At 63.9% G+C, this 19,594-nt stretch carries 19 protein-coding genes; 4 read left to right on the top strand and 15 right to left on the bottom strand.

Annotated features, from left to right (window positions below):
* Positions 1 to 53: 53 nt before the first annotated feature.
* From PYR64_RS05830 to truB, 6 genes are all read right to left on the bottom strand, one after another.
* On the bottom strand, positions 54 to 2,306 hold the full coding sequence (locus PYR64_RS05830; RefSeq protein ID WP_018779051.1) for a polyribonucleotide nucleotidyltransferase: 2,253 nt from the start codon (positions 2,304 to 2,306) through the stop codon (positions 54 to 56).
* A 241-nt stretch (positions 2,307 to 2,547) separates the two neighbouring features.
* On the bottom strand, positions 2,548 to 2,817 hold the full coding sequence (rpsO, locus tag PYR64_RS05825) for a 30S ribosomal protein S15 (RefSeq protein WP_039240590.1): 270 nt from the start codon (positions 2,815 to 2,817) through the stop codon (positions 2,548 to 2,550).
* A 159-nt stretch (positions 2,818 to 2,976) separates the two neighbouring features.
* A complete protein-coding gene (locus PYR64_RS05820; protein WP_018779049.1) occupies positions 2,977 to 3,960 on the bottom strand; it encodes a bifunctional riboflavin kinase/FAD synthetase in 984 nt (327 codons plus the stop codon).
* Positions 3,961 to 4,048: 88 nt separating this feature from the next.
* Entirely contained in the window at positions 4,049 to 4,483 is a 435-nt protein-coding gene (locus PYR64_RS05815; protein ID WP_018779048.1) for a hypothetical protein, read from the bottom strand.
* Between the two features lie 20 nt (positions 4,484 to 4,503).
* Complete coding sequence (locus PYR64_RS05810) at positions 4,504 to 4,857, bottom strand: hypothetical protein (RefSeq protein ID WP_275778855.1); 354 nt, start codon at positions 4,855 to 4,857, stop codon at positions 4,504 to 4,506.
* Positions 4,858 to 4,859: 2 nt separating this feature from the next.
* A complete protein-coding gene (truB, locus tag PYR64_RS05805) occupies positions 4,860 to 5,813 on the bottom strand; it encodes a tRNA pseudouridine(55) synthase TruB (RefSeq protein ID WP_275778853.1) in 954 nt (317 codons plus the stop codon).
* Positions 5,814 to 5,847: 34 nt separating this feature from the next.
* Between truB and PYR64_RS05800 the strand changes: the two genes are divergently transcribed.
* Positions 5,848 to 7,002, top strand: a complete 1,155-nt coding sequence (locus tag PYR64_RS05800) for a pyridoxal phosphate-dependent aminotransferase (RefSeq protein ID WP_018779045.1) — start codon at positions 5,848 to 5,850, stop codon at positions 7,000 to 7,002.
* Positions 7,003 to 7,014: 12 nt separating this feature from the next.
* Here PYR64_RS05800 and PYR64_RS05795 read toward each other — a convergent pair whose 3' ends face one another.
* From PYR64_RS05795 to rimP, 6 genes are all read right to left on the bottom strand, one after another.
* A complete protein-coding gene (locus PYR64_RS05795; RefSeq protein ID WP_018779044.1) occupies positions 7,015 to 7,497 on the bottom strand; it encodes a nucleoside deaminase in 483 nt (160 codons plus the stop codon).
* A gap of 83 nt (positions 7,498 to 7,580) precedes the next feature.
* Entirely contained in the window at positions 7,581 to 8,084 is a 504-nt protein-coding gene (rbfA, locus tag PYR64_RS05790) for a 30S ribosome-binding factor RbfA (RefSeq protein ID WP_018779043.1), read from the bottom strand.
* Positions 8,085 to 8,162: 78 nt separating this feature from the next.
* Positions 8,163 to 11,018, bottom strand: a complete 2,856-nt coding sequence (gene infB, locus PYR64_RS05785) for a translation initiation factor IF-2 (protein ID WP_018779042.1) — start codon at positions 11,016 to 11,018, stop codon at positions 8,163 to 8,165.
* A gap of 152 nt (positions 11,019 to 11,170) precedes the next feature.
* Positions 11,171 to 11,512, bottom strand: a complete 342-nt coding sequence (locus PYR64_RS05780) for a YlxR family protein (protein WP_039240583.1) — start codon at positions 11,510 to 11,512, stop codon at positions 11,171 to 11,173.
* Between the two features lie 195 nt (positions 11,513 to 11,707).
* The gene (gene nusA / locus PYR64_RS05775) at positions 11,708 to 12,688 is read right to left on the bottom strand and encodes a transcription termination factor NusA (RefSeq protein WP_018779040.1); all 981 of its coding nucleotides are present in this window, start codon (positions 12,686 to 12,688) and stop codon (positions 11,708 to 11,710) included.
* The gene (gene rimP, locus PYR64_RS05770) at positions 12,688 to 13,299 is read right to left on the bottom strand and encodes a ribosome maturation factor RimP (RefSeq protein WP_018779039.1); all 612 of its coding nucleotides are present in this window, start codon (positions 13,297 to 13,299) and stop codon (positions 12,688 to 12,690) included. The genes nusA and rimP overlap by 1 nt, the downstream gene beginning before the upstream one ends.
* 105 nt (positions 13,300 to 13,404) lie before the next feature.
* Between rimP and PYR64_RS05765 the strand changes: the two genes are divergently transcribed.
* From PYR64_RS05765 to PYR64_RS05755, 3 genes are all read left to right on the top strand, one after another.
* A complete protein-coding gene (locus PYR64_RS05765) occupies positions 13,405 to 14,529 on the top strand; it encodes a DUF4439 domain-containing protein (protein WP_275778848.1) in 1,125 nt (374 codons plus the stop codon).
* Positions 14,530 to 14,607: 78 nt separating this feature from the next.
* The gene (locus PYR64_RS05760; RefSeq protein WP_018779037.1) at positions 14,608 to 15,336 is read left to right on the top strand and encodes a VIT family protein; all 729 of its coding nucleotides are present in this window, start codon (positions 14,608 to 14,610) and stop codon (positions 15,334 to 15,336) included.
* Positions 15,337 to 15,370: 34 nt separating this feature from the next.
* Positions 15,371 to 16,393 carry an aminoglycoside phosphotransferase family protein gene (locus tag PYR64_RS05755; RefSeq protein WP_275778847.1) on the top strand — a complete coding sequence of 341 codons (1,023 nt, stop codon included), beginning with the start codon at positions 15,371 to 15,373 and terminating at the stop codon, positions 16,391 to 16,393.
* Positions 16,394 to 16,436: 43 nt separating this feature from the next.
* Here PYR64_RS05755 and PYR64_RS05750 read toward each other — a convergent pair whose 3' ends face one another.
* From PYR64_RS05750 to PYR64_RS05740, 3 genes are all read right to left on the bottom strand, one after another.
* Complete coding sequence (locus PYR64_RS05750) at positions 16,437 to 17,231, bottom strand: TSUP family transporter (protein ID WP_275778846.1); 795 nt, start codon at positions 17,229 to 17,231, stop codon at positions 16,437 to 16,439.
* Positions 17,228 to 19,039 (bottom strand): proline--tRNA ligase, encoded by a 1,812-nt coding sequence (locus PYR64_RS05745; protein WP_055977951.1) that lies wholly within the window; start codon positions 19,037 to 19,039, stop codon positions 17,228 to 17,230. The genes PYR64_RS05750 and PYR64_RS05745 overlap by 4 nt, the downstream gene beginning before the upstream one ends.
* A 217-nt stretch (positions 19,040 to 19,256) precedes the next feature.
* Positions 19,257 to 19,487 carry a hypothetical protein gene (locus tag PYR64_RS05740; protein ID WP_200888235.1) on the bottom strand — a complete coding sequence of 77 codons (231 nt, stop codon included), beginning with the start codon at positions 19,485 to 19,487 and terminating at the stop codon, positions 19,257 to 19,259.
* Between the last annotated feature and the right edge of the window lie 107 nt (positions 19,488 to 19,594).

The following is a 19,594-nucleotide window of genomic DNA, read 5'->3' as shown; positions in this document are numbered from 1 at the left end:
GCCGGTGGCGCTTTTTCAAGCCCACCGGCCCCGCCGGGTGTACTGCTTACAGACTACTCTGCGGAAGCTTCTGCGGCCTCGGCCGGAGCTTCCTCTGCGCTTGCGCCTTCTTCATCGGCAACAACCGGCGAGAGGGAGAGCTTTCCGCGGTCGTCGATCTTGGTGATCTCGACCTGGACCTTCTGGCCCACGGAAACGACGTCATCCACGTTGTCCACGCGCTTGCCGTTGGCCAGCTTGCGGAGCTCGGAGATGTGCAGCAGGCCGTCCTTGCCCGGGGTAAGGGAAACGAAGGCGCCGAAGGTGGTGGTCTTGACGACCGTACCCAGGTAGCGCTCACCGATTTCCGGTACCTGCGGGTTGGCGATGGCGTTGATGGCCGAACGTGCTGCATCTGCAGACGGACCGTTCGTAGCGCCGATGTAGACCGTGCCGTCATCTTCGATGGAGATGTCCGCGCCCGTGTCTTCCTGGATCTGGTTGATCATCTTGCCCTTGGGGCCGATGACCTCGCCGATCTTGTCCACGGGGATCTTCACGGCAATGACGCGCGGTGCGAACTCGGAGAGCTCGTCCGGGGTGTCGATCGCGGCGTTGATGACCTCGAGGATGTGGAGGCGGGCTTCGCGGGCCTGCTTCAGTGCTGCTGCGAGCACGGAGGCGGGGATGCCGTCCAGCTTGGTGTCCAGCTGGATGGCCGTGACGAACTCGGACGTACCGGCGACCTTGAAGTCCATGTCGCCGAAGGCGTCTTCGGCTCCAAGGATGTCGGTCAGGGCTGCGTAGCGGGTCTGGCCGTCGACCTGGTCGGAAACCAGGCCCATGGCGATACCGGCGACGGCTGCCTTCAGCGGAACACCGGCGTTGAGCATGGAAAGCGTCGAAGCGCAGACCGAACCCATGGAGGTTGAACCGTTGGACCCGAGAGCTTCGGATACCTGGCGGATGGCGTACGGGAATTCTTCACGGCTGGGCAGAACCGGAACCAAGGCGCGCTCGGCGAGGGCACCGTGGCCGATTTCGCGGCGCTTGGGGGAACCAACGCGGCCGGTCTCGCCGGTGGAGTACGGCGGGAAGTTGTAGTTGTGCATGTAGCGCTTGCGCGTTACCGGCGACAACGAGTCGATCTGCTGTTCCATCTTGAGCATGTTCAGCGTGGTGACACCCATGATCTGGGTCTCGCCGCGTTCGAAGATGGCAGAGCCGTGAACGCGGGGCAGAACCTCGACCTCGGCGGTCAGCTGGCGGATGTCCGTCAGGCCACGGCCATCGATACGGACCTGGTCCTTGAGGATGCGCTGGCGCACGACGTGCTTGGTGACCGAGCGGAATGCTGCGGACAGTTCCTTCTCACGGCCTTCGAAGTCACCGGCAAGGGCGCCAAGGACTTCGTCCTTGAGCTCGTCGGAAGCGTTGTCGCGCTCCTGCTTGTCTGCGATCTGGAAGACGGCAGCCAGCTTGTCAGCGGCAGCGGCTTCAACAGCGGCGTAAACGTCGTCCTGGTAATCAAGGAAGACCGGGAACTCGACCGTGGGCTTGGCGGCGCGGGCTGCCAGGTCGGCCTGTGCTTCGCAGAGTGCCTTGATGAACGGCTTGGCAGCCTCGAGGCCCTCGGAAACGACCTCTTCGGTGGGAGCGGTTGCGCCCTGTTCCTTGATGAGGTTCCAGGAGTTGTCCGTGGCTTCGGCTTCAACCATCATGATGGCGACGTCGTCACCGGCAATGCGGCCGGCGACAACCATGTTGAAGACAGCGTTTTCGAGCTGGGAGTGCTTCGGGAAAGCAACCCACTGCGAACCCTGCTCGTCGGCGATGAGGGCAACGCGGACGCCGCCGATCGGGCCGGAGAACGGGAGGCCGGAAAGCTGGGTGGACATCGAGGACGCGTTGATGGCGACGACGTCGTACAGCTCATCGGGGTTGATCGCCAGGACGGTGACGACGATCTGGACCTCGTTGCGCAGGCCCTTGACGAACGCCGGGCGAAGCGGGCGGTCCATCAGGCGGCAAGCAAGGATGGCTTCCGTGGAGGGGCGGCCTTCGCGGCGGAAGAACGAACCCGGGATGCGGCCGGCAGCGTACATACGCTCTTCGACATCCACGGTCAGCGGGAAGAAGTCGAAACCTTCACGCGGCTGCTTGCCTGCGGTGGTTGCGGAGAGAAGTGCGGTGTCTTCGTCGATGTAGACCATCGAGGCGCCGGCTGCTTGCTTGGCAAGGCGGCCTGTTTCAAAGCGAATGACGCGCTTGCCAAAACGGCCGTTGTCGATGATGGCTTCGGAGAACTGGATTTCGGGACCCTCCATAGAGAGTCACCTCCGTTTCTGTTAGCGGAAGTCCACCGCATCAACCCAGGCCTCTTCTTTTTTCCTGGCCTGTACGACACCCGGTCATCGATCGAGATCCACGGGCGCCATCATCACAGATGGCCCTCCCGGGAATCACTACCGAGGACCGCGAATGCGCGATGCGGTTGATTCCTGTTTTTAGTTGTTGGTGAAGAAGGCGGCCCGTCCTGCAGAGGCGCGGGCCGCCCCTAAAGGCAGACTAGCGGCGCAGGCCGAGACGCTCGATGAGCGAACGGTAGCGGGCAATGTCAGTGTTCTTCAGGTAGGAAAGCATGCGCTTACGACGACCAACCATGGCCAGCAGACCGCGCTGGGTGTGGAAGTCGTGCTTGTGCTCCTTCATGTGCTCAGTCAGATCCTTGATCCGCTGGGTCAGGACTGCAACCTGGACCTCGGGCGAACCGGTGTCGCCTTCAGAGGTTGCGTATTCCTTGATGATGGACTGCTTTACAGCGGCTTCAAGTGCCACGTGAACTCCTAGAGTTGTGCCGTGCTTCCCGATGCAGCGCCTCGCTGACGGGTTGCCTTGCATGCGTTGCCGCACACAAAAACAGGTCCAGCTGCCACGGACTGCGGCCGGATCCACTCATCAGTTTACCGGCAGGTCAGTAGTGTTGTCGAAACACCCTTAGCTGGGGGCGAGCAACTCGCGCGCCTGGGCAACGTCAAGGCACATCTGTTCCACCAGGGCTTCGGGTCCGCGGTAGGCAACCATCCCCCGCAAGCGCCGCGTGAATTCGACCGCCACGGTCTGGCCGTAAAGGTCGAAGTCCTCCACATTTTCCTCCGGGCGGTCGATGACGTGCGCTTCGACCTGACGGCTGACGCCATCAAAGGTGGGGTTGGAACCGACGGAAATGGCGGCAGGCCAACGCGTCCCCGACTGGTCGATCAGCCACCCCGCGTAGATGCCGTCGGCGGGGATGTAGCCGGTTGAATCGGGGGAAAGATTTGCTGTGGGGAATCCGAGATCGCGGCCGCGGGCAGCGCCGTGGACAACTTCCCCGCGCATCCGGTGGGGCCTGCCCAGCACGGCGGCGGCAGTGACCACATCGCCTTCGGACAAGGCCTCCCGCACCCAGGTGGAGGAACAGCGGCGGTCCGCGTCGCCGTCGTGATGCAGCGGAAAACCGCCTGCGCCGTATTCGTTGACCACCTGCACGCCGAAGCCCAGCTGTTCGCCCAATTCCTGCATGGTCACGACGTCGCCGACGTTCCCGGCACCGAACCGCAGGTCGTGGCCGACAACAACGTGCGCCGCATGGAGTCCGTCGATCAGGACATCACGAACAAATTCGATGGGTGACATCGCAGCAAGGTCCAGGGTGTACTTCATGACCAGGACGGCATCGACACCGGTATCGCCCAGCGCTTCCAGTTTGTCCTGGAGGCCCATGATCAGTTCAGGCGCTGCATCCGGCCGGTGTACCTGTGCAGGATGGGGATCGAAGGTCACGGCGACGGAGGGAATGCTGTACCGCTTTGCGGTGTCCGTCAGTTGCGAGAGGACATGCTGGTGGCCCCGATGTACCCCGTCAAAATTTCCGATGGTGACAACGGTAGGTCCGAAGTCCTTGGGGACCTCGGTGGGATCGTTCCAGATGTGGACCATCAACCTCGCCTTTTACTGCAGATGTTCGTTCCGCCCGACAACCTCCCGGCGCCGGAACATTCTAAGGTTACCCGCATGGGCCGGCGGCTCAGGACGGACGGCGCTTGTTGAGCCACAGGAGCCCAAGGATCGGCAGCAGCAGGGGCACGAAGCCATATCCCCGGCCAAACAGTGACCATACGGTGTCATGCGGGAAAGCCACAGGATCGAAGAGGCTGATCGCACCAACCACCAGCACGCCAACGAGTTCCGTGAGCACGGCCGCCAGTGACACCTTGAACCAGGTGCGGCCTGGCTTGGCCAGTGAAACCGTCGCCACGATATAGACGACGGCGGCGAACGCCGAAAGGATGTGCGCCAACGGAGCTTCCGCGAACTTGGTGGCGATCTGGTAGCCGGCGCGGGCTGTGGCAGACAGGGCGAACACCGCGTACACCGCGATCAGCAGTCGCCCCGGACCTGTGTTCCGGGTGTCTTTTTGCTTCGGCTGCTGGCCGGTGGAGTTGGTCTCGGTTCCAGTCACTTTGTGTTCTTCCTTCAAGGTCAGTACCAGATCTGGTTCATGCGGGCACCCATGACAAGTACCGTCACACCTACGGCTGCGAGGACGAAATTGCTCCAGCGGGTTCGTTCAAGGATTGCCCAGTAAACGGCGCCCAGCGGGATGATCAGCGCGGTGATGAGGTAACCCCAGAACTCCCAGGGCTCCCCGGCAATCTGTTCACCCATGGCGACGCGGACGATCGAGCCCACCAGGTACACCAGCAGTACCACTTCGACGGCCAGCACGGAGTAGATCGTGGGATCGTTCGGGGCTTTCTTCATAAAGCCGGCCACCAGGCACATGATGGTGGAGACCAGGCCGACGATCAGGAGTGCGTAAAAGTATCCGTCCATGCCTACTGCGCCTGCCCCGCTCCCGCGCCCGCTCCCGAACCTGTTCCCGCGCCTGTTCCCGGGGCAAAGACCAGGACCGGTTTGGCGAAAGTTCCGGTATCGGCCAGCAAAGCGACCAACTCTCCCGACGGCGCGAACGCTGCGGCGGGCTTCTCGGCCGTGGCAGCATCCGGGGTGCCTGCACCCGGGCCGGCAGCAATGCGGCGGCCGAATGAGATCTCCGTGGTTTCGTCGTCGCTCAGTTCCCGGTTGGGCATGAGGGCACGCGCGGCCAGTGACATGTCGAGGACCTCGAGTTCTTCCGCCAGCTCCTCCAGCGTCCTGGCCTGCTCGATCGAGTACGGTCCCACCTGGGTACGACGCAGGGCCGTGAGGTGTCCGCCGACTCCCAGGGCGTTGCCGAGGTCGCGGGCCAAGGCCCTGATGTACGTACCGGAAGAACATTCCACGGTGACGTCGACGTCGACTACCCTGCCGCCGTCGACCCTGGTGACCGCGTGGATGTCGAAGCGGTGGATGGTAACAGGGCGGGCAGCGAGTTTGACCTCTTCCCCCGAGCGGACCCGGGCGTAAGAGCGCTCACCGTTCACTTTGATGGCGCTGACGCTGCTGGGCACCTGCTGGATGGGGCCCGTCAGGGCCGCTACTCCGGCTGCAATGGCGTCGTCGGTGACGGCAGCAGCGCTGCGGGCCTCGGTGACGTCACCCTCGGCGTCATCGGTAATGGTGGTTTCACCGAGCCTGATGGTGGCTGTGTAGGTTTTGGACGTGCCCACGATGTAGGTCAGGAGCCGGGTGGCTTTGTTGATGCCAAGCACCAGTACCCCCGTGGCCATGGGATCTAGCGTCCCGGCATGCCCCACTTTCCGGGTGCCGGCCAGCCGCCGCATCCGGCCAACCACATCATGGCTGGTCCATCCCTGCGGTTTGTCAACGATTACCAGTCCAGAAAGCACGCTTACCAGTATATGGGTGGCTAGGATGGCTCCCATGCCTGAGCTTGCCGCGCACGTCCGCGACGTCCCCGTGAACCAGATCCGTGAAATCACAGAAGCCGCCTGGGCCACCCCCGGAGCGATCGTCCTCAGCATTGGCGAGCCGGGCTTTGCCCTGCCGCGCCACGTCCTGGATGCCGGCATTGCGTGCCTGGACAGGGATGAGACCAACTACACACCCAATGCCGGCTTCCCGGCCCTCCGTGAAGCCTTCGCTGCCCGGTTCCGAGCCCAGCAAGGCGTGAACATCGGCGCGGAACGGGTTTATGTTGTGGATGGCGCCCAGCAGGGACTGCATTTCGCCATGAGCCTCCTCCTCTCCCCCGGCGACGAAATCCTCATCCCCAACCCCGGGTACCCCACCTTTGCCATGACAAGCCGCCTCCTGCATGCCGTCCCGGTTCAGTACCCCCTGTATCCGCACAACGACTTCCAGCCGCACATCGAGGACATCGAGGCGCTGGTTACCCCGCGGACCAGGGTGCTGATGCTGAACTCGCCATCCAATCCGCTTGGCGCCGTCATCAGTGAGGAAACAACCCGCGAACTGGTGGCGTTGGCAGTCAAGCACGATCTCTGGATCATCTCTGATGAATGCTACGAAGCCTTCACCTTCGACGTCCCGCATGTCAGTCCGGCCCGCTTCGACAGCGCCGTTCCCGGGGAAGCCCGGGTCTTCACGTCCCTGACGCTTTCGAAGACGTACGGCTTGACCGGGCTCCGGATCGGGGCGCTGGTCTGCCCGCCGGGTCTGGAGCAGAAAATGAACAACGTCATGGAATCGATCGTGTCGTGCGTTGCGTCGCCGTCGCAGTACGCAGCCCTGGCTGCCTTGAGGGGCCCGCAGGACTACGTTGCCACCGCCCGCGAGCACTACCGAAGCAACCGCGACGCGGCCTCGGCCGTGCTCGGGTCGAAGAACATTCCGTTCCTTGGCGCGCAAGGCGCCTTCTACTTATGGGCTGACGTTTCGCACGTCAGCGACGGGGATGTCCGAACCTGGGTGCGCAAATTCCTTGCGGACTCCGGCGTGTCGTTCGCCCCCGGGACGGCGTTTGGATCCATCGGCGAGGGATGGATACGGATTGCGCTCTGCGGCGGCCAGGAAGCACTGCTCGACGGCGTCAATCGCCTTCCAGCCCGGGCCTAGTACCGGCGCGTCCTAGTAAGAGGTGCGCCGCACGTGGTTCCGCCAGGCGTCGAAGGGTTGCTCGGACGCGAGGAGGACGGTTTGTTCGACGGGGAGAAGTTCGGGCCGTGAGCCGCTGAAATATTCATAGAACACAGCATCGTCAAAACCGGCACGCGCGGCTCCATGCCTGTCAGCGGCGAAGTAGACCCGCCCTATCCTGGCCCAGAGCGTAGCCGACAGGCAGAGCGGACAAGGCTCGCAGCTGGCGTAGAGAACCGACCCTGAAAGATCGAACTTCCCGATCGCTGCTGCGGCCCGGCGGATCGCCACTACTTCCGCATGGGCCGTGGGATCGTGGTCCCTCGTGACACGGTTGACTCCTTCATGGGCCTCCCCGTCCGGGGTGACCACGACGGCGCCGAACGGTCCGCCGCCGTCGGCAACGTTCTGTACGGCCAACTGTATGGCCCGGTTCAGGTATTCATCACGCTGGTGAGCACTGTGCGCCGACATGCTCTGATCCTAACGAGTTTGAGTACAGCTCATGCCCCTAAAACGCAGTCTTAGGGGCATGAGCTGTACAAAAACTTGGGGTACTAGCGGTTGGCGTCTTCGTCGAGCTCGTTGTCGCCGGAGAGGTCGGTGTTCTCTTCGTCGAAGTCGTCCTCGTCGATATCCTCCGGGGCGTCGCCCTTGTACGGGTCTGCTTCGCCGGCGTGCTTGGCGCTGGCAGCCAGTGCGGCTACCTCGGCGTCGCGACGCTTGGCTTCACGCAGCAGTTCCTCGAGGTTCGAGGCGTTGACCGGGATCTGGTCCGCCACGAATTCGAGGGTCGGAGTGAGCCTCACTGTGATATTGCGGCCAACTTCCTGGCGCAGCACACCCTTTGCCTTCTCCAAAGCCCGCGCGGCATCAGCGTGCGCGACTTCATCGCCAAAGACGGTGTAGTAGATGGTGGCGTGCTGAAGGTCGTTGGTGACGCGGGCGTCGGTGACCGTGATGGACTCGACGCGCGGATCCTTGACCCGGCGCCCGAGGGCCTCGGCGACGACCACCTTGATCCGCTGTGCCAGCTTGGCAGCGCGTGCGGGATCAGCCATGACTTCCTCCTGGAAAGTAGAAACGGGGAACGGAACGGGTCCGCCGGGACTACCCGACGGACCCGTTCCATGCGGAACCTAGACGCGCGGCTTCTCGCGCATTTCGAAGGTCTCGATGATGTCGCCTTCGCTGATGTCATTGAAGGAACCAAGACCGATACCACACTCGAAGTCCGTACGGACTTCAGTGGCGTCATCCTTGAAGCGCTTGAGCGTCTCAACGGTGAGGTTGTCACCGATGATCTTGCCGTCGCGGGTGACACGGGCCTTCGAGTTACGGCGGATGATGCCCGAGCGGACGATCGAACCTGCGATGTTGCCGAACTTGGAAGAACGGAAGACTTCGCGGACCTCGGCAGTACCGAGCTGGACTTCTTCGTACTCCGGCTTGAGCATGCCCTTGAGAGCCATCTCAATGTCATCGATTGCTGCGTAGATGACGGAGTAGAAGCGCATGTCCACGCCTTCACGGTCAGCCAGTTCAGCCACGCGCTCGGCGGGCTTGACGTTGAAGCCGATGATGATGGCGTTGTCCACTGTTGCCAGGTTGACGTCGTTCTGCGTGATGGCACCCACACCGCGGTGGATGACACGGAGCTGAACGTCGTCGTCTCCAACGTCGATCTTGAGCAAGGCGTCTTCGAGGGCTTCCACGGCACCGGATACGTCACCCTTGAGGATGAGGTTGAGGGTGTCGATCTTGCCTTCGGCAACGGCCTGGTCGAAGTCTTCCAGGCTGATGCGCTTGCGACGCTTGGCCAGGGCCGCGTTGCGGTCGGCAGCTTCACGCTTCTCAGCGATCTGGCGGGCCGTACGCTCGTCAGGGGTCACCAGGAAGGTGTCACCTGCACGCGGCACGTTGGACAGACCCAGGACCTGGACGGGGCGGGACGGCAGTGCGACATCGAGTGCCTCACCGTTCTCGTCGAACATGGCACGGACACGGCCGTGGGCCGTACCGGCAACGATCGTGTCGCCGACAGCCAAGGTGCCGGACTGGACCAGGACGGTAGCAACAGCACCGCGGCCCTTGTCCAGGTTCGCTTCGATGGCAATGCCTCGAGCGTCCTTGTCCGGGTTGGCACGCAGGTCCAGGGCGGCATCGGCTGTCAGCAGGACTGCGTCGATCAGTTCGTCGATGTTGAGGTTCTGGCGTGCGGAGACCTCAACGAACATGGTGTCGCCACCGTATTCTTCGGGAACCAGGCCATACTCGGTCAGCTGGCCCTTGACCTTGTCAGGGTTGGCGCCTTCCTTGTCGATCTTGTTCACCGCGACGACGATCGGCACGTTTGCTGCCTGTGCGTGGTTGAGCGCTTCCACCGTCTGCGGCATAACGCCGTCGTCGGCTGCGACAACCAGGATCGCGATGTCGGTGACCTTGGCACCACGGGCACGCATGGCCGTGAAGGCCTCGTGACCGGGGGTGTCAATGAAGGTGATGTCGCGGGCAGTGCCCTCGTGGACGTGGCTGATCTGGTAGGCACCGATGTGCTGGGTGATGCCGCCGTGCTCGCCGGCCACAACGTTGGAGTTGCGGATGGCGTCCAACAGACGGGTCTTACCGTGGTCAACGTGACCCATGACCGTGACAACCGGTGCGCGGGGCTCAAGGACGTCGTCGCCTTCGGCGTCGAGTTCGTCCTGGATGTTGATGTCGAACTGGTCCAGAAGCTCACGCTCTTCGTCTTCCGGCGAAACAACCTGGAGCTTGTAGCCAAGTTCGGCGCCAAGCAAGCCAAAGGTGTCCTCGTCGAGGGACTGCGTAGCCGTAGCCATCTCACCAAGGTGGAACAGCACGGTTACCAGCGATGCGGGGTTCGCGTCGATCTTCTCGGCGAAGTCCGTGATGGACGAACCACGACGCAGGCGGATGATGGTCTCACCGTCACCGCGGGGTACTGATACGCCGCCCAGCGACGGAGCACTCATCTGCTCCAGTTCCTGGCGCTTTGCACGCTTCGACTTGCGCTGCTTGCCACGACCGGCGCCGCCCTTGCCGAAGGCACCCTGGGTGCCACCGCGACCGCGGCCACCCTTGCCGAAGCCACCGCCGGCGGGAGCTCCGCCGCCAGTGCCCGAACCTGGAGCGCCACCGGGACGACCCGGTCCGCCACCCGGACGACCAGCGCCACCGGGACGGCCTGCGCCACCCGGAGCCGGACGCTCAGTGCGGTTGGGCATCATGCCCGGAGTCGGACGGTTTCCGCCACCGGGGCCGCCGGCAGGACGCGGAGCGCCCGGACGGGGTGCACCGGGACGCGGAGCACCCGGACGGGGTCCACCGGTACCTGCTGCGGGACGGGGACCGCCTGCACCGGCTGCGGGACGCGGGCCACCGGGGCGTTCGCCGTCATTGCGGCGTTCACCGCGGGGCATGCCCTGCGACGGTGCAAACGGATTGTTGCCCGGACGCGGCGGACGATCGCCATCGCCACCACGGCCGCGGGGCATGCCCTGCGACGTGGCAAACGGGTTGTTGCCGGGACGGGGACCGCCCGGACGGGGAGCCTGGCCGCCTTGGCGTGCCGGAGCCGGAGTCTCTGCCTTGGGAGCAGGACGGGCACCGGGCTTTGCCGAAACCGGGGTGGATGCGGCGGGAGCAGCGGGGGCTGCCGGAGCCGCGGGAGCAGGAGCTGCCGGAGCGGGAGCTGCGGGTGCCGGGGCCGGAGCCTTCGGCGCTGCAGGGCCCGGAGCCGGGGCAGCCGGACGGGATGCTGCTGCTGGACGGGTTGCCGCCGGAGCGGCAGCGGGAGCGGCGGACTTTGCAGCGCCGGCACCCGGGTAGGCGTCGCGAAGCTTCTTCACGACGGGGGCCTCAATGGTGGAAGAGGCGGAGCGAACGAATTCGCCCAATTCCTGCAGTTTGGTTACTGCATCTTTGGAAGTAATACCGAGCTCTTTGGCGAGCTCATGTACGCGGACCTTGGCCACATTTCTCCTGTCTCGGTCCGCACCGAGCCAGGCACGAACCGTCTACTTCTTACTGCGGGCCTTCGCCGCTTGCGCGATTGAAAGGCCCATTGCAGAGCGCAACAAAGTTGTCATCGTTACGCACTCATCGCTGGGAACTCATCGGGTTTCCATCAGTTTTCTGACCCGCTTTCAGGTTTGGACGGTTTTCCTGCGGCTGCCGGGGCCTCCACAAGTGGCGTACCCGGCATCAGGTAGCGTTCGACGGCGTCCGTTTCGGTAGCGCCCGCAAGGGCCCTTCCGAAAGCGCGACGCTTGATCGCCAATGCCAGGCACTTTTCGTTGGGGTGCAGCCACGCACCCCTGCCGGCCATCCGGCGTCGAACATCGACGAGGACAGCGGATGAACCGCTGCCTTGGGCGACCAGCCGGACAAGCTCGGACCGGGAGCCTTGCTTCCGGCATCCGATGCACGTGCGAACAGGCCCCTGGCCGTGTTCAAGCAGTTCAGCCACGACGTGTCCAACCTGCCTTACGTTACTGGCGCCGGCGGCCCCGGTCCTGCAGATGCAGCTGAGGCACGCCAAAGCGCGCGGATACCGGACGTAAGCCCGGTTCCATCTAGTCTAGCCCCCCGGCCCCTGACTCCTGAAACCAGGAGCGCCGGGAGGGCGGCGCGAAACCGGCGGCCGATGCCGTCGGTTCTGCCGCTATTCGGATTTCGCCGGGGCTGCGTCCGAAACGATATCGATCCGCCATCCAGTCAGCTTGGCTGCGAGCCGGGCGTTCTGGCCTTCTTTGCCGATCGCCAGCGAAAGCTGGTAGTCCGGCACGACCACGCGGGCCGACCGGGTCGCCTCGTCGGTGATTGTGACCGAATTCACCCGCGACGGCGACAGCGAGTTCGCGATGAACGTTGCCGGGTCCTCGCTGAAGTCCACGATGTCGATCTTCTCGTCGTTCAGCTCAGTCATGACCGCGCGGACGCGGGAGCCCATTTCACCGATGCAGGCACCCTTGGCGTTGACGCCCGGGATGTTCGCTTTCACTGCGATCTTGGTGCGGTGGCCGGCTTCACGGGCCAGCGCCACGATCTCAACGGAGTGGTCCGCGATCTCCGGAACTTCCATTTCGAAGAGCTTGCGGACCAGGCCGGGATGCGACCGGGAAAGGGTGATGGAGGGACCCTTGGCGCCGCGGTGGACGTCCACGACGAAGGCACGCAGGCGGCTTCCGTGCAGGTACTTTTCACCGGGAACTTGTTCGGGCGGGGGAAGCAGGGCTTCCACGGTTCCGAGGTTGACCTGGATCATGTGGGGGTTGTTGCCCTGCTGGATCATTCCGGCAACGAGCTCACCCTCACGGCCCTTGAATTCGCCCAGCACGTTGTCGTCCTCAACGTCACGGAGGCGCTGGAGGATGATCTGGCGCGCAGTGCTTGCTGCGATGCGTCCGAAGCCGGCCGGGGTGTCTTCGAACTCGCCGATGGGCTCGCCGTCGTCGTCAATCTCGGTGGCCCAGATGGTCACGTGTCCGCTCTTGCGGTCCAGCTCGGCACGGGCCTTCTCAAAGGCGCCGGGGGTCTTGTGGTACGCCACCAACAAGGCTTGCTCGATGGTCGGAATCAGGAGATCCAGCGGGATTTCACGCTCACGCTCCAGGAGTCTCAGTGCGCTCATGTCAATATCCATTAGGCCTCCTCGGAAGGTCCGTTGTGCTCGTCTTCCAGCGCAGCCTCGTGGAGGTGGCTGAATTCAATCTCGACTTTTCCATGGCGGATCCTGTCGAAAGGAATAGTGATGGGGTCGCCCTGCTTGGGCTTCATGCCCTTCTTGACTTCGTGCTCGGGAATGATCGTCACGTCGTTGTCACCGACGGAGGTGATTCGTCCCAGCAGGTTGTCTCCCTGGATGACGTTGACCCGCACCATTCGGCCACGGGCGCGGTGCCAGTGGCGGGGTTCGGTCAGGGGGCGTCCCACTCCCGGCGAGGAAACCTCGAGGTCGTAGGGACGTCCGTCATCATGGGGATCGTTGTCCAGAATATCCGACAGGCCCCGGGAAACCTCCGCAATGGCGTCAAGGCTGACACCGCCGGTTTCTTCCTGGGGAAGGTCCACGACGACGTGGACAGTGCGGTGTTTTCCGGCAACGTGGATGGAAACATCCTCGAGGTAGAGCCTGCTGGCGAGGACAGCCGGTTCGAGCAGCGCCTTGAGCCTGCTCTCTTCCGGGTTGTGGATGGTGGCCGTTGAGTTCGATTCAGAACGGTCTGTTGAAGTCGTGGCTTCCGAGTCACTCACGTTGCCCGCCGCCTCCCGATAGATGTTGTTGTGACTACTAGCCTAACGATTATCCCGGGAACATGGTGCACGGAGTTGCCTGCCCGCGTGACACCATGGTGTGTTGTGAACGGGCAAACAAGCGAAAAACGACGAACACCAGCATGGGGCAGGGTTCTGCTGGTTGCCGTGGTGGCTTTGCTGGTGGCTGGCACCGGGATGGTGCTGATTCCGCGCGATTCCGGGACTCCTCCGCCCGTTTCGTTCTCCGAAGCTGCCCGCACTGATGCCGCGAAAGAGGCCGCGGCTTTGCTCGAAGCAGCCCAAGCCCTCGCGGAAGCCGAGGGGAAGGACGCCAAAAACCCGGGCCTTGGCGGTCTTGTGACATTGCTGACAACCCACGCGCGGGCACTGATGGTTCCGGAAGATGCTAACGGCGCAGCTGCCACCCATCCCTCTCCCCAGGCCACTCCAGCTACGAAAGCCGCATCAGCCGCACCGGCAACACGCGCTTCCCTGGTTGAAGAGCTCGCTCTGAGCGGCCGGAAACGCCTTGCGGCTGCACGGGAAGCCGACGGCGGGATTGCCCGCCTGCTGGCCTCCGTCGGCACCGCCCAACTGCTCCACGCTGAGACACTTGCTGCCCAGTGGCAATTACCGTTGCCCGTGGAGCCGCCGGCGGACAGCAAGACACTGCTTGCTTCGACGGTTCCGGCGGCGACGCCAACCGCGGCATCCTGTCCCTCAGTCAGCCCCACACCGGAGCCCTCGTCGGCAACTACCGATGCTGCGCTTGCTGCGGCAGTCCGTTCACAACAAGAAGCGGTGTACGCCTACCAGGTCGCCCTGAAAAGGCTGGAGAACAGTGCCGGCACCGCTGCGGCAAGGGGTTTGGAAGTGCACGTCCTTTTGCTTCGGCAGGCAGAAGCGCTGACCCGTGCCAATTGCGGGGACGTCCCAGCCACAACGGCCGGCTATCAGCTTCCGGAGCTGTTTGCGCAGGATCCCGCTACGGCCCTCGCCGCCTTGGAAACGTCGTCCTTGCCGGGCTTCGGGGACTTGGTGGCCTTGTCCACCGGTGAGACCCGCGGGTGGGCCGTGGACGGCCTTCTGGCGGCGGCCCGCAGGAGCGTCGCCTGGGGTGCCTCCCTTCCCGCACTGCCTGGACTCAAGCTCGACGCCGATACCTTGCCGTCCCTGCCCACTCCGGGCGCTGTTTCCTCCCGCGCCCAGGCATCCACCGGCGGATAAGCGACCGCACGGGCGCGGGGTGGATAGGCGAGCCTAGCCATGCTGGCCAACGTCGTCGCCGGGTGCTTGGCTAGGAACATGGCTTCAACGGAAACTGCCACCACCCATGAGAATGAACCGCACCGGGACGATCTGGCCCACCGGCTGAACTGGTTGCGGGCCGGGGTGCTGGGCGCCAATGACGGAATCGTGTCGGTCGCCGCGATCGTGGTGGGCGTGGCGGGTGCCACTACCAACACGGGCAGCATCCTGGCTGCCGGAACAGCGGGTTTGGTGGGTGGTGCAATCTCCATGGCCCTGGGCGAGTACGTTTCCGTCAGCAGCCAGAGCGACACCCAGAAGGCCCTGATCGAGAAGGAACGCCGGGAACTCGCCGAGCAACCCGAAGACGAACTTAACGAGCTCGCCGCGATCTACGAGTCCAAGGGGCTGAGCGCCAAGACGGCCAGGACTGTCGCCGAAGAACTGACCGAGCACGATGCTTTGGCTGCCCACCTGTCCGCCGAGCTGAACATTCACGAAGACGACATCGTGAGCCCATGGAATGCCGCTTTGGCCTCCGCTGTGGCGTTCACCTTGGGGGCAGTGCTCCCGATGCTGGCAATCCTCCTTCCGCCCGCGGAGATGCGCGTACCGCTGACGTTCGTTGCGGTGCTTGTGGCCTTGGCCATCACAGGAGCAATTGGGGCCTGGATCGGCGGGGCTTCCCGTGTCCGGGCTGCGGTCCGCGTAGTGCTGGGTGGAGCGCTCGCGCTGGCCGCTACGTTCTCCATCGGAACGCTCTTGGGCGCCAGCGGCGTTTTCTAGGGGCCGTCCATTCCCGCAGAGTTAGGCTGTTCGCGTGACCCTTCACGCGATGATTCCTATTCCGGGCGCCCTGCACGCCCGGTATAACCGTGACTCAGCGGGCCGGGACTGGCTGGCCAGCCTGCCGGGTCTCATCTCCGGTGCCCTGGATCGCTGGGAACTCTCTGTGGACCTGGCGCCCGGCGCCGAGCCATGGAACGGCCACGGCGCGTTGGTGGTGCCCGTCCGCCGGCATGGTGCCGCGCCGGCCGCCCTAAAGATTGCCTTCCCGCACGACGAAGCACGGGCAGAACGGCACGCGCTGGCACTCTGGGAAGGGCGTGGGGCCGTCCGGCTCCTGGCTTCCGACGCCGCCAGCTGCTCCATGCTGTTGGAGCGGCTGGACGCCATCCATGGGCTTCAGGACGTGCCGATGGACCAGGCCGTGGACTCGTGGGGCCGCATCGTGCGGGAACTCTCCATACAGCCGGGCGAGGGACGTGAATGGCAGGCCTTCGACCATATCGCCGCGACCGCGGAGCGTTGGAGCGACGAGCTCCCCGCAGAGTGGGAACGCCTCGACCGCCCCTTCCCCCGGTGGCTGCTGGAGGCGGCCCTCGAGGTGTGCCAAACCCGCGGAGCCGTAGGCCGCCGTTCAGGTAAAGACGTGCTGGTCCACACGGATCTGCACTTCATGAACATCCTCGCCACCACCACAGACCAGCAGGCGCGTGGGAGCTACCTCGCCATTGATCCCCAACCTCAGATCGGCGAGGCTGAATTTGCCGTAGCACCGATCCTCTGGAACCGCATTTCGGACCTTTCGTGGGCAGATCCTGAAGCAGCCCTTCGCGAGCGGTGCCATGACTTCAGCCTCGCAGCCGGTCTCGACCCCGGGATTGCGGAGCAGTGGAGCATCGCCCGCGAAGTGGAAAACGCCCTGTGGTACGCAGCCAAACCCGGACACGGCGGTGACCTGGCACGGTCCCTCTGGGTGGCAAGCACCATGGCGGGCCGGACCTTGGACAACCTTCCCCGGGCACACGATCTTCCGGATCCGGGAGAACTCGAAAGCTGAGGAGAACAGCCCGGAGTGTGGGGCCGGACTGCGCCGCGGTTCCTTAAGCGAAGTTCTCGTTCCAGACGTCCGCGCCCAGTTTGACGATCAACGCGGCGACCACCACCAGGAAGACGAGGCGTACGAACTTGCTCCCCCTGGCCACGGCTGTCCTGGCACCCAGATAGCCTCCGGCCATGTTGGCGAGGCCCAGGACCAGGCCTACGCCCCAGAGGAGCGAGCCGTGCGGCAGGAAGAAGATCAGCGCCCCTGCGTTGGTTGCCATATTCACGATCTTCGCCTTGGCGCTCGCTTCAAGGAAGGCGTAGCCCATGGCCGAAACCAGGGCAATGACCAGGAACGAGCCCGTTCCCGGGCCGATCAGGCCGTCATAAAAACCGATGACGCCGCCGATCAGACAGGCCACGACATAGTGTTTGTGGCCATCGTGGCGCAATGCCGTCAGCTCACCTGCACTGGGACGCATCGCGGTGAAAATTGCGACGGCGACCAGCGCCAGCACGATGATCGGCTTGAAGACGCTTGCCGGCAAGGACGCGGCCAGGATGGCGCCGCCGAAGCTTCCGACCAAAGCAATCACAGCCATGGGAATCGCGGTCTTGAGGTCCGGACCAACACGGCGGTAGTACGTCACCGCGCTGGTGGTGGTCCCGAAGATGGACCCCATTTTGTTGGTCGCCAGCGCCTGGACAGGGCTGATGCCCGGTACCAGCAGAAGGGCGGGGAGCTGGATCAGTCCCCCGCCACCAACGACTGCATCGATCCAACCGGCTGCGAATCCAGCCACCACGATCAGGATGATAGTGGTGAGCTGGATCGATTCGAAGCCGGAAATCACCGGGAGCGTACGGCGTTGACCACGTAATCCACGGCCTTGTCCACCGGGATGTTCTCGGCGTCACCGCTGCGACGGTCCTTGATTTCCACGACGCCGTCCACGAGTCCACGGCCAACGGCCAGGATGGTGGGAACGCCTACGAGTTCGGCATCGCCGAACTTCACGCCTGGCGAAACCTTGGGACGGTCGTCGAAGATGACCTCCAGGCCTGCGGCCTCGAGTTCAATGGAGAGCTTCTCGGCAGCATCAAAGATGTCGTCGCCGCGGCCAACGGCCACCACGTGGACGTCTGCCGGAGCAACCGAGCGCGGCCACACGATGCCGCGCTCGTCATGGTTGGCTTCAGCCAGGGCCGCCACGGCACGGGTAACACCAACGCCATAGGAACCCATGGTGACCACCACCTGCTTGCCGTTCTGGTCCAGGACCTTCAGGTCGAGGGCTTCGGCATATTTGCGGCCAAGCTGGAAGATGTGGCCCATCTCGATGCCACGAGCGGTTTCCAGGGGTCCCGAGCCATCCGGCGCAGGATCGCCCGCGCGCACTTCGGTGCTTTCGATGACGCCGTCCCAGGTGAAGTCGCGGCCGGCCACCAGGCCGAAGACGTGCTTGCCTTCAGCGTTGGCGCCGGTGACCCAGCGGGTGCCGGAAACCACGCGGGGATCCACGAGGAACAGCACCTTGGAGGATCCCTCAAGACCCAGCACAGGCTGGTCCAGCGACAAGCCAGGGCCGATGTAGCCCTTGACCAGCCATGGGAGTTTCTTGAGGTCTTCTTCGTTGGCGGCCTCGAGGCCGATCTCACCGGCGATCGGCAGGTGGGAACCGATGTTGGCTTCCACGCGCTTGAGGTCCACGGCCCGGTCGCCCGGTACGCCGATGACGACGATCTGGCGCTCACCGGTGGGCAGCGTCACGGCAAGGACCACGTTCTTGAGGGTATCGGCGGCAGTCCATGCGCCGCCGTCGGCCTCGTTGCGCGGAGCCAGCTGGTTGGCTGCCGCGACCAGGGTATCGATGGTCGGCGTGTTCGGCGTATCAAGGACTTCGGCTGCCGGAGCGTTCGTGAAGTCGATGTCCGCCGGAACAACCGTGGTGACGGCTTCGACGTTGGCGTAGTAACCACCGGCCGAGCGAACGAAGGTGTCCTCGCCGATCTCGGTGGGGAACAGGAATTCCTCGCTCTTGGAACCACCCATGGCACCGGCGGTGGCGGCAACCGGAATGACTTCCAGGCCCAGGCGCTCGAAGATCTTCAGGTACGCGGCACGGTGGGCGGCGTAACTGGCGTCCAAACCGGCGTCGTCAACGTCAAAGGAGTAGGAATCCTTCATGATGAATTCCCGGCCGCGGAGGAGCCCGGCGCGGGGACGTGCTTCATCACGGTACTTGTTCTGGATCTGGTACAGGCTCAGCGGCAGGTCCTTGTACGAGGAGTACAGGTCCTTCACCAGCAGCGTGAACATTTCTTCGTGCGTGGGGGCAAGGAGGTAGTCGGCGCCCTTACGGTCCTGGAGACGGAACAGGCCTTCGCCGTACTCGGTCCAGCGGTTGGTGGCCTCGTAGGGTTCGCGCGGGAGCAACGCCGGGAAGTGGACTTCCTGGGCTCCGATGGCGGACATTTCCTGGCGGATGATTTCCTCAACCTTGCGCAGGACGCTCAGGCCCAGCGGGAGCCAAGTGTAGATACCGGGAGCCGCACGGCGGATATAGCCGGCGCGGACCAGAAGCTTGTGACTGGCGACCTCGGCGTCGACGGGATCTTCACGCAGGGTGCGCAGGAATAACTGGGAAAGGCGAAGGACCACGGGTACGTATCCGTTTCTTTGGCAGATGTGGCAAAACAACTGCGTACTAATCTACCGGCTGACGGCCTTGCGCCTTGAACGGACGGCCTTAGGAGCCTCATTGCCCCGCACACGGAAGAGCCACGCCGTCGCGAGCGGAAGCCCCTGGCCGCTGTGGGCTGGTCATCCTGCGATGGCGTGGCTCAACGGCCGGCCGGCCGCGGGCTTTATCCGTGGACTACTTGGTCTTGCCCTCCAGGGCGACGAGTACGCCTGCGACTGCGAAGAACTTATTGCTGCCGAGCTCGCGGATGGTGTCGATACCCAGGGAATCCTTCAAGGCCTTTGCCGTGGCATCCGTAACACCTGCCAACGCGGCCGGAGATGCATCCAGAATTTCCTTCAGGGTCTTGTCCTCGTACGCCTTGTCAAGTGCCTTCGAAAGATCAACGCCAACTGCCATTGTCACGATTCCCCTCAATAATCACCCGCGCCCCAACGACACGGTTAGGGATGAACCTATGTGATTGACGACACGTTTTCAAGGATTTTTGTACTTTCGATGGAGAAGAAAGT

This window comes from Paenarthrobacter sp. Y-19 (assembly GCF_029223985.1).
Taxonomy (GTDB): Bacteria; Actinomycetota; Actinomycetes; order Actinomycetales; family Micrococcaceae; genus Arthrobacter; species Arthrobacter nicotinovorans.
Note: the sequence above shows the minus strand (reverse complement) of the source record. Positions and strands in the feature narration are given on the sequence as shown.